At 69.3% G+C, this 10,040-nt stretch carries 11 protein-coding genes; 4 read left to right on the top strand and 7 right to left on the bottom strand.

Annotated features, from left to right (window positions below; all coding sequences use genetic code 11):
• The 6 genes from ABFX51_RS39315 to ABFX51_RS39290 all read right to left on the bottom strand — a co-directional run.
• The coding region (locus ABFX51_RS39315; RefSeq protein WP_346056981.1) for an alpha-hydroxy acid oxidase at positions 1–816 on the bottom strand (816 nt) is incomplete at its 3' end.
• Positions 813–1,643, bottom strand: coding sequence for a fumarylacetoacetate hydrolase family protein (locus tag ABFX51_RS39310; RefSeq protein ID WP_346056979.1), 831 nt, complete (start codon positions 1,641–1,643; stop codon positions 813–815). The genes ABFX51_RS39315 and ABFX51_RS39310, both read right to left, overlap by 4 nt.
• A gap of 34 nt (positions 1,644–1,677) precedes the next feature.
• Positions 1,678–2,985, bottom strand: coding sequence for an MFS transporter (locus tag ABFX51_RS39305; RefSeq protein WP_150070960.1), 1,308 nt, complete (start codon positions 2,983–2,985; stop codon positions 1,678–1,680).
• A gap of 62 nt (positions 2,986–3,047) precedes the next feature.
• Positions 3,048–3,689 (bottom strand): GNAT family N-acetyltransferase, encoded by a 642-nt coding sequence (locus tag ABFX51_RS39300; RefSeq protein ID WP_346056977.1) that lies wholly within the window; start codon positions 3,687–3,689, stop codon positions 3,048–3,050.
• 93 nt (positions 3,690–3,782) lie between these two features.
• Positions 3,783–4,262, bottom strand: coding sequence for a hypothetical protein (locus tag ABFX51_RS39295; protein WP_346056975.1), 480 nt, complete (start codon positions 4,260–4,262; stop codon positions 3,783–3,785).
• A 2-nt stretch (positions 4,263–4,264) separates the two neighbouring features.
• The gene (locus ABFX51_RS39290; protein ID WP_346056973.1) at positions 4,265–4,735 is read right to left on the bottom strand and encodes a hypothetical protein; all 471 of its coding nucleotides are present in this window, start codon (positions 4,733–4,735) and stop codon (positions 4,265–4,267) included.
• A 247-nt stretch (positions 4,736–4,982) separates the two neighbouring features.
• On the opposite strand from ABFX51_RS39290, the gene ABFX51_RS39285 reads away from it, so the two are divergent.
• Both ABFX51_RS39285 and ABFX51_RS39280 read left to right on the top strand, forming a co-directional pair.
• Entirely contained in the window at positions 4,983–5,924 is a 942-nt protein-coding gene (locus ABFX51_RS39285) for a recombinase family protein (RefSeq protein ID WP_346056971.1), read from the top strand.
• 427 nt (positions 5,925–6,351) lie between these two features.
• Positions 6,352–6,708 (top strand): hypothetical protein, encoded by a 357-nt coding sequence (locus ABFX51_RS39280; RefSeq protein ID WP_346056969.1) that lies wholly within the window; start codon positions 6,352–6,354, stop codon positions 6,706–6,708.
• Positions 6,709–6,826: 118 nt separating this feature from the next.
• Here the strand turns inward: ABFX51_RS39280 and ABFX51_RS39275 are convergent, their stop codons facing one another.
• Positions 6,827–7,156: a hypothetical protein gene (locus ABFX51_RS39275; protein WP_346056967.1), complete on the bottom strand. Its 330-nt coding sequence runs from the start codon at positions 7,154–7,156 to the stop codon at positions 6,827–6,829.
• A 623-nt stretch (positions 7,157–7,779) separates the two neighbouring features.
• Here ABFX51_RS39275 and ABFX51_RS39270 point away from each other — a divergent pair.
• On the top strand, positions 7,780–8,943 hold the full coding sequence (locus ABFX51_RS39270) for a hypothetical protein (protein WP_346056965.1): 1,164 nt from the start codon (positions 7,780–7,782) through the stop codon (positions 8,941–8,943).
• Between the two features lie 90 nt (positions 8,944–9,033).
• Positions 9,034–10,040: PHP domain-containing protein (locus ABFX51_RS39265; RefSeq protein ID WP_346056963.1), on the top strand; the 1,007-nt coding region annotated here is incomplete at its 3' end.

The raw sequence follows: 10,040 nt of genomic DNA, 5'->3' as shown, positions 1-10,040 counted from the left end.
CTTGCCGGGCCAGGTCTCACGCAGCCACGCGACATCCTGGATCGTGGCGGACGGGTCGAACATGTGATTCGCGAGGTCCGCGACCGTGCCCTCCCAGCTGCTGAACGACGCGAACTGCAGCGGCTCGGTGGTTAGCAGGTTGAGCCACCAGTGCGGACGGAGCGCCCCGTCGAGGAACGTCCTGGCCGTCAGCGAAGGCGGGATGGTCATTCCATTGCGGACATCGCGCAGCCGTGACCCGGCGACCGGCGTGTCAACCGTGAGCACGACCGCCTCGTAGCCGGCGCGTTCCGCGGCGCGGACAAGGTCGATACTGCGGTCGCGGTCTCGCCACAGGTACAGCTGGAACCACCGGCGTGTCTGCGGCGCGGCGGCCGCCAGGTCGCCGGCCGAGGTCGTGCCCATCGTCGACAACGCGTAAGGCACGCCGGCGGCCGCCGCTGCTCTGGCGACGGCGACTTCCCCTTCGTGGTGCATCATGCGGGTGAACCCGGTCGGCGCAAGCGCTATCGGCAGGGCGGCGGACTGCCCGAGGATCGTGGCGGATGTGTCCACATTCGACACATCGTGCAGGACCGCGGGGCGGAATTCGATCCGGTCGAACGCCGCCCGGTTCCGCGCCATCGAGATCTCGGCTCCGGCACCCCCGTCGGTGTAGTCGAACACCGCACGGGGCGCGCGCCGCCGCGCGACGGCGCGCAGGTCGTCGACCGTCGCGGCGTTGGCGAGACGGCGCCGAGTCCCGTTGAGGGCAACGGGTTTAGGCCGCAGTAACGGGGCGAGGTCGGACCAGCGGGGAATCCTGCGGCCGCTCATTCCGCCTCCTCCACACACCGATGGGTCATGGTGCCGATCCCCTCGATCGTCGTGACGACGGTGTCGCCGGGTTTGAGATAGCGCGGGGGTTTGCGACCCATACCGACACCGTCCGGGGTGCCGGTGAAGATCACGTCTCCCGGGCTGAGCGGGCAGATCCACGACAGCGCCGAGACCAGCCGCGCCACCGGATGGATCATGAGCCTGGTCCGCCCCTCCTGCACCGTCTCGCCGTTGACCTGGCACGTCAGGCGCAGGTCGTCGGGGTCGTCGAACTCGTCGGCGGTCACCAGAGCCGGCCCTAGCGGGCCGTAGCCTGGGAACGACTTACCCAGCGAGAACTGGGGCGGCGACCCCTCCATCTGCACGGCTCGATCGGAGAAGTCCTGGCCGACCGTCAGGCCCGCGATGTGATCCCAGGCCTTCTCGGGGGCGACGCGATGAGCGGGCCTGCCGACGACGGCGACCAGCTCGACTTCCCAGTCCACCTGGTCGCCAGAGAGCACCAGGTCGCCACCGGGGCCGGCGATACTGCTGGGGAACTTGGTGAAGGTCAGCGGCCGCCCGGTCGCCGCGGCGAGACCGGTCTCCTCCGCGTGGCTGTGATAGTTCAGCCCGACCGCGAAAACCTGTGATGGCCGCGGTACCGGAGACAGCAGCGGTCCCACCGGCTCGCGGCCGCGGTCCGGTCGCGCCGTTTCGGCCCACGCGCGGAAGGCGTCCCATTCCCCGAACAGGGACTGGGGGTCGGGACCGAACCGGCCGAGGCTGGCGGTGGCGACGTCGGCCCGGCCGTCCAAGGTCTCGAGGACGGCGCGGCCGGCCACATTAAGCAGGCGCATTAAGGACTTTTCCCTTCTGTCAGGCAGTGATCAGGTCGGAATGGGCGGTCTCGCGGGCCGCCAGCGCCGCGACGAGTGAGACGATCGCCCCGGCGATGACGAAGAAGGCGGGTGCGGCCGGGTTACCGGACCACGAGATGAGGAACGTCGCGATCAGCGGGGCGGTCCCGCCGAGCAGGGTCACCGGGATGTTGAGGCTGAGCGAAAGGCCGGTGTAGCGCACCGGCGTCGGGAACAGCTCGGCGACCACGGCCAGCATCACCGCGGAGTGCGGGGCGAACGCGAGACCGAGTAGGCACAGTCCGAGGACGACGATGAGGAAGTCGGTGCTGCCGAGCATCAGGAACGCCGGGTAGGTGACGGTCGCGAGCGCCACGGTGCCGGCGATCATGAGGGGCTTGCGTCCCACCCGGTCACTCAGCCGCGCGAAGAACGGAATGAGCGCGCAGTAGAACGCCAGCCCGGCGAGGTTCGCGGCCTGGGCCTCGAACCGGCTGTGGCCGACCACCTGTCCGAGGTAAGTCGGGGTGTAGACAAACAGGATATAGATACAGATCGCCGGCGTGACGACCACGCCCATGCCGATCACCAGCGAGCGCCACTGCCGCCGGATGCCGGCGAGCAAGGGCGCCCGCTCGACATCGGCGTGCGCGCGGGCGGCCTCGAAGTGCGGCGTCTCGCCCAGGCGCATCCGCAGGTACAGGCCGATCAGCCCGAGCGGGACGCCGACCAGAAACGGCAGCCGCCATCCCCAGGAGCTCAAGGCCTGCTCGGACAGGCCCGCGGAAAGGATGGTGGCCACCCCGCCACCGGTGAACAGCGCGAGGCCGATCGTGAAGGTCTGCCAGCCCGTGTAGTACCCGCGTCTGCGGCTCGCGGAGTACTCCGAGATGAAGGAGGTCGCCCCGCCGTACTCGCCGCCGACGGAGATGCCCTGCACCATCCGCGCGAAGGTCAGGATCAGCGGCGCCGCGATGCCGATCTGGCCATAGGTGGGCAGGAGACCGATCACGGTGGTCGAGACGGCGATGAGGATCACGGACACCGCGAGCGGCGTGCGGCGGCCGTGCCTGTCGCCGAGGTGGGAAAAGATCAGCGCGCCGACGGGGCGCGCCGCATAGCTGACCGCGAACGCGGCAAAAGTCAGAAGCAGGCTGGCCGCGGTGTCACTACTGGGGAAGAACAACTTCGCAATGACAGTGGCGAAGTAGCCGTACACGACGAAGTCGTAGTACTCGATGAAGTTCCCGATGCAGGCAGCGGTAATCGCCTTGCGGCGCTGCACGGCGTTGATGGCTGACAGTGAGTCAGGGGCGCGCACGGTCATGGGCAACCTCCGTTGGTTGTCGCGCTCGATCGGAGATATCCTGCATGCAGGATGCAGCCATGTCAATCAGCAGGGCGCTTCCAGGCGGATCTAGCAGCGGTTACGACCTCCTGTGACAGTTCGCGGCGCCGAGCCGATGCATGCAGGTGGGCGCCCCCTGGTGCGGTTCCGAAGTCAAGGACGCCAAGGAGCTGAAGGCCCTCGTCGACGAAGGTCACCAGGCAACGGCAGCGTCGCGACGAGTTCGGCTCCTCCTCGGCGAACCCGCCGCACGCTGACCTTGTCGCCGGCCGAGCCGATCCGCCACCGTACGAGGCCGCCCGCGGTGTGCTGATCACCGTCGAAGGAATCTGGGGCGGCGGAAAGACCACGACCGCCACCGCGCAGGGCGGCACGATCGTGGTGCGGTCTTCCCGCGCGTGCAGCCACAGCAGCACCCCCGCGCCATCCCGGGACCGCGTGGAGAACGACACCACCCCCACGACCTCGCCATCGCTGGTCGCGGCCACGGCCGTGCGCGGCGCGGCCAGCTCCTCCCACCACGACGAGTCGACCGGCGAGCGGCCAGCCAGAGCCTCGCCGAGCATCTCGGCCGTGGCGACCGGCTGGCCGGGAAGCCTGTCCGCGTTGACCAGCTCGAGCACAGCGTGATGGTCAGCGGCCTCCAACGGTCGCACCGCGAGCCCTGCGGCGGTGATGCCCATGAGCACGCCTACCCTTCCGACCTGCACGGCAGCCCGTACGACAGCTGTAGTCCCCGATCGTCCCGCGCTCGCCCGGGAAGTGCGAACCCGGAGCTAGGCGTGCTCGGCCGTGGCGGGGGAGGCCGGCCGAGCATGGCTGGCGTGTCGGTGGAAAGCGGCCTCGAGCGCGGCCGGGCCGAGTAGTTGCAGGAACGAGCGGCCATCGCAGGCGTGGCACAGCGTCGTGCACGCGACGTCGTAGCCGCCGGGCCGGCTGAACGCGGCGACTACCGGGCGCAGACCGGAGACGTCACCGCAGCCCGCGCACGTCTCGGCCACCGGGCATCCGCTCGTGTCGAGCAGCGCTTCGTCCGGCCCGGTGAAGTCCAGATCCTCGACGTCGTCGAAGTCGTCTCCGGGGCCGAGGTAGTGCCAGCCGGCGAGGTCGAGCCCGGCCGGGACCGGCGAGACGCTGACGAGGTCGAGGTCGAGGTGACGGTGGCCGCCACGATCGTGCTGGCGCTTGGCCGCGCGGGCCGCGCGGCGGCGGAGCTTGTCGGCGCGGCCGGTACGGGAGCGGTTCCCCTTGCCCATGCTCAGTTCTCCGCTTCGGTGGTGTCGTGTTCGGTCGCGGTCGCCGCGCTGGTCGGGTTCTTGCGGCGCGGTGGGCGGCCCAGGCGCCGCGCGACGTCCTCGATCTCGTCGTCGTCGTAGGCGGTACGGGTCCCGGAGATCGACATCCCGGTCGCGGCGGCCAGATCCTTGAGCTGGTACGGCTGGGGCCGCACGAACTCGCGGGCGTAGGCCACCAGCAGCCGCATCCGCGCCTCGGCCTCACGCATCTCCTGTCGAGCCGTGCCGATCTCGGCCAGCAGCGGGTCGAAGTACTCCTCGGCGTGCTCTGCGGTGAGCCGCAGGTTCTGCTCGAACTCGCGCCGCTGCTCCGCCACCTCGTCGCGCCACGCGTCGAGCCCGCACCGCGCCTCCTCGTCCGCGTCATCAGGCAGCGGATCCGGCCACGGGTACACGATGTCGACCAGGTCATCGATCATGTCACGCTTCGTCATGTGATTCAGTATGCGCCATATATTGCGAAGCTCGCAATAGGGTACGCGACGTGAAACATGTTGCGCCGAGAAGTCGTTTCCCCGTCGAGGGATGAGTCTGCAAAACGATCCTTTTGTGGACCCATGCCGCCGGGGTGTGCGACTGCTGGCTAGTATGAGTCCTGAAACCAGTCCGGTATTCAACGTCCGCAAACAGCCGGACCGTGCGTTTACTGGACTCATGTCTGGAAGGTGGGGTCGGCCAGCCGTGACTCGCTACGGTTACGCCCGCGTCTCCACGCGCGAGCAGAACCCGGAAAGCCAGTTCGACGCGCTCACCGCGGCCGGTGTCGCGCCGGAGAACATCGTCATCGAGAAGATCTCCGGCAAGCTCGCCTCCCGGCCCAAGCTCGACCAGCTGCTCGAACGGCTCGAGCCGGGCGACCAGGTCGTGGTGACGCGGTTGCGCCGCATCGGGCGCAACCATCAGCACCTGCTGGACCTGGTGGCCTGGTTCGACAAGCACGACGTCGACTTCGAGGTCCTGGAGCAGGGCATCGACACCTCCACCCCGCTGGGGCGGTTGTTCTTCCGGTTCATGGCCGCGCTGGCCGAGTTCGACCGGGAAGCCATCGTCGAAGGCACCCGCGAGGGCCTGGCGGCGGCTCGCGCGCGTGGACGTGTCGGAGGACGTCCGCCGGCGTTGACCCAGCGGCAAATCGATCAGGCCCAGATCATGTACGACTCCGGCAAGTACACCGTCGACGAGATCGCCGAGACCTTCCGGGTTTCCCGCTCCACCATGTACAAGCAGCTCGCCGCCCACCAGGACGGACACGACTGCGCGCTGGTGGTCTACCGAAACACCCGCACCCGCAAGGTCGATGCCTACAACAACCGCCGATTCGGGGAGACCGGGCAAAGCGAGGAGGTCCAGCTCGAAGCCGACCGCAAATGGTGGCCCATCGCGGCCAACCGCGAATCCCGCGTGAAAGCCATCGTCTACGTCGTCGACGGCGTCGTGACCCGCATCCGCGGCATCACACCCGGCGCGAAGTGGAAACGCGACGACCGCGGGTACGCCGACGTTCCCGTCACCGCACCCCTGACCGAGCTGGAGATCGCCCGCCAGCTCCCGACGCTGGGCATCGCGCTCGGCGACCGCCGCCCGCACGTGCGCGGCAAGATCCGCGAGTACGTGTCCCTATAGAACGGCCGGGAGGCCTGAACGCATCAGCACCGCCACCAACACCGAGCAGTTCCCCTATCGAATCGCCGACGCCCACAACCACGGCTGGCTCGGTGACGGCACCGGCCGCTACCGCGGCTACGACCCCGCCGCCAGCACCATCGAGGGGCGCCTGCTGGCCGATCGGCCGCTGGCCGACATCGAACGCGACTTCGGGCCGTGGCGACCGGTCGAACCTCCGACCGCCCAGGATGTCGAGGAGCTGCGTGCCGCGTTCACCCTCGCCGGCCGCAAGCTGATCACCAGCGTCGCCTCCGCGCTGGAGCAGATCCACCACGAGGCTCGCGAACGGTTCGGCCCCTGGGACCGCGACCCCAGCGCAACCGCTGCCTACGCCCAGCGCACGCTGACCGCTGGCCGGCCGGGCTCGTGGGAGGCCGAAAGCCTCATGCCGATCGTGTGGTTCGGCAACGAGCTGAATCTGTGGCCCCACAAGAACTCCCTGCCCGTGGAAGAGATGCGCCGCACCGGGCCGAACCCCAAACGGGTACACCGCGAGGCCCGCGACCAGATCGCGGCCGTGCTCCGCCGCTGGGTCGCCAGCGAGGACCGCTACACCGAGGTCGCCGAGACCCTGGCCGCCTTGGTATCGGAGTTCGCCGACGAACAGTACGGCGCCGAGGGCTGGGCCAAGATCGCCGACCAGTGGTTGCAACCCCGCAGCCTGGCCCGAGACAACTTCAACGCCTGCTACGTGCTGCTCTACAGCGTGTCGGAGCATTTCGACGTCGATCTGCTTGCGTGAGCGAGCCGCGCCGGGGACCTGGGGATCCCGCTCAGCACCGAGGGGTGCTCTGGCGCGGCAGCTCCGCGGCTCCCTGCCACCGATAGGTGTATAACGACGTATTCTCCGGCGGCTGGGTTTATTCCAGGTGGGTCCCGGCACCTGACAACCGGTGCCGGGACCCGGCGATGCTAGGGCCGCGCCCACGTCCAGCGGGCGGCCGGCGGGCCAGCCACGCGATGCTGCCCACCAGCGGCATGACCGCGACACCGGCAGCTTCCGGCGCCACGGTTCCCAGGGCGACGACCGGGCCAGCCAGCAGCACCAACAGCCTCAGCGTCGCCGACCATCCGGACAAGACGACCACACCGATCAACCCGATCCCGGGCTCGGCCGCGAAGCGGCGGTGCCGCCGCGGATGCGGAGGCCACGGGTGGCGTGCTCGAGCAAGCAGGTACTGCACGCTCACCGCATCAGCTGACCGCCCACGGCGCGACGGCCGCGACCGCCTTGTCCGCGGCCGCGCTGTCGGTACTGTCGTCATCGTTCTCGTCTCCGTTCGTTCGCAAGCGATCCGGTGGGCAGAACACGGCGCGGGTCTTCTGTGCCAGCAGGAGACCCGCGCACCTCTTCTCGTGCCCCTCTCGGCCTTCGCCCATCCAGGGCAACCAGGGCACCCCGTCATACTGTCGGTTACTCCGCGGTTGTTCATATTTTCGCGACGAACGGCCCCAATCTCTCGTTCAACGGTCAACCGATCTTCGGTGTGACAAGGGGGGTACTTGCTACGTCTGCGCACGTGAAAGGCAGCGCTCACCACCGCGTCCGGCTCGTGGCGAGGCGGATTGACCGCAGGACTACGGGCCAGCTAGGGCGATTTCGATTAATCGTAAACCCGATTATTTCTGCACTCTGAGTAGTACTGGAGTCGGTCGCGGTGACCATCCGTTCGTCGACGAGGGTGACTAGTGGGGCCGAACGGTGACCGCTCACCGACGAACTCGCCGACGTACGGCGGGGCGGGTTGCCTGCTATCGCGCAGTTACCGAGATCGCTCGTGGCAGCCGAGCTCCACGCCTACAGTCGGTGATCGTGACGGCACCCGACGAACCTCCCGTTCCAGGACGGTGGAACCCACCGGCACCGCGCGAGCTGCCATCAGTCCGGGAAGCCCTCGCGGATTCCCTGCGTAACCCGTTCCAACTCCAGGCGCTGGTCTACAACCTGGCGAACCAGCGCGGCACGATGCCCGGGCTCAGCGGGGATCTGCGGCGTGATGCTGCGCAGTTGCTGGAGCAGGAGCGCGGCCGGCTGGCGGCGGCGGAGCTGTTCTACGTCACCGAGGACATGACCCGGTTGGCGCTTGCGGCCGCGGAGACGCTGCCGGTGCACAACCTGCATCCCGAGGACGTCCCGGCCGAGCACGGGTTCGTGGTGTTCGCCGAGCCGATCGGCGCCTACCTGCCCGACGCCCTGCCGGACACACCGCCCGACGCGCTCGACGTCGTCACGATCGTCGCCGCGTCCTGGGGGCCGCTGGAAGGGGTCCTCGAGGGCGACCCGGGGGTGTGGTTGACGTTCTGGTCGGCCAGCGATCCCGAGAGCGAGATTCCACTGCTCATGAAGTACCGCGGCATGTCGCGATCGGAGGCGGAGACCTTCTACCGCCGGACCCGCGCGGAACTGAACTGGGACAACGAGCTGGTCAACCGGTTCGGCGCGGCCGGGATCCGCATCAAGGAGACGACCCGCCACGGCACCGTCGTCCACGGAGAGGACTTCGACAAGACCCAGGTCGGCTGGCAGCAGGTCAAGAACACCACCGTGGCATGGGGCCAGGTGGTGCGAGCGACCTGGTTGCTGATCACCCAGCCGGGCGTGACCGAGGTCGACGAGCATCCGCTGCCGCGCACCCTGCGTCGGCGCGCCGAGCGGGAGGGCTACAACCCCCACGCCGTGCGGGTCGTCCGCATCCGCGACCGCGCCGATACGCCCCACCGCGAGCAGAACACCGAACGCAGCTACCGCGTCCGCTGGACCGTGCGCGGGCACTGGCGCAACCAGTGGTACCCCTCCCGCGGCGAACACCGCCCGGTCTGGATCAACCCGCACGTCAAAGGCCCGCAGGACGCACCACTGCGCACCGGCGAAACCGTGCACGTCCTCGCTACGGACCCCGACATCGCCGAGAGGAGCCCGGCAGGTAGCGAGACCGTGCAGCCCTGCGCGGGTGAACCCCGCAACTCCGCCTTGTGATCTTGGCGGCCACGGCCGGACAATCCAAACGTATGTTCGATGCTCGTCTTCCCCGCGGGCGTGGGTTCGTGACGTCGTGGAGTGCGTGGGATGGGCTTCAACAATCCGCAGCAGCCGTGGCGGGAGCTGGAGCGGCAGCTGGACGGCCGTCCGGTCCCGGAGGGCGGGGATGGCAACGATTCGCCGGCGTGGTCGCGGAAGCGGGAGGGCTACCGCGGTGCGCCGGAGGATCTGCGCGGCCGCCGGGCCGACGACGCGCTGAGCGAGCGGGTTCCCTACGCGGAGCTGCACGTGCACTCCAACTTCAGCTTCCTCGACGGTGCTTCGCACCCGGAGGAGCTGGTGGAGGAGGCCGCACGGCTGGAGCTGGATGCGATCGCGCTGACCGATCACGACGGCATGTATGGCGCGGTCCGGTTCAGCGAGGCCGCCGCTGAGCTGGGTGTGCGCACGGTCTACGGCTCGGAGCTGTCGCTGGGGCTGTCGATGCGGCAGAACGGCGTCCCGGACCCGGAGGGTGAGCATCTGCTGGTGCTGGCGCGGGGCCTGGACGGGTATCGGCGGTTGTCGGCGGTGATCGCTGACGCCCAGCTGCGCGGGAAGGAGAAGGGTCGCCCGGTCTACGACCATGACCAGCTCGTTGACGAGCTGCGCGGCCAGGTCGTGGTGCTGACCGGCTGCCGTAAGGGCGTCGTCCGCCGGGCCCTGGTCGAGGACGGCCCGGCCGCGGCCGCCGACGCCCTCAGGGCGCTGGTCGACCGGTTCGGCCGTGGCCACGTCGCCGTCGAACTCCTCGATCTCGGCTATCCGGAGGACGGGGTGCGCAACGACGTCCTGGCCGGCCTGGCGGCCGAGCTCGGCCTGCCCACCGTCGCCTCGGGCAACGTGCACTACGCCCAGCCCAGCGCGGGCCGGCTCGCCGCGGTGGTGGCCGCGGTGCGGGCCCAGCGCAGCCTCGACGACATCGCCGGATGGCTGCCGCCCGCGTCGATCCAATTCTTGCGCTCCGGCGCGGAGATGGCCCGGATTTTCGCCCGCTGGCCGGGTGCGGTGCAGCGTGCCGCGGTGCTCGGGGTGGAGTGCGCCTTCGAGCTGGA

Source organism: Amycolatopsis dongchuanensis, assembly GCF_039542405.1.
Lineage (GTDB): Bacteria > Actinomycetota > Actinomycetes > Mycobacteriales > Pseudonocardiaceae > Amycolatopsis_E > Amycolatopsis_E sacchari.
Note: the sequence above shows the minus strand (reverse complement) of the source record. Positions and strands in the feature narration are given on the sequence as shown.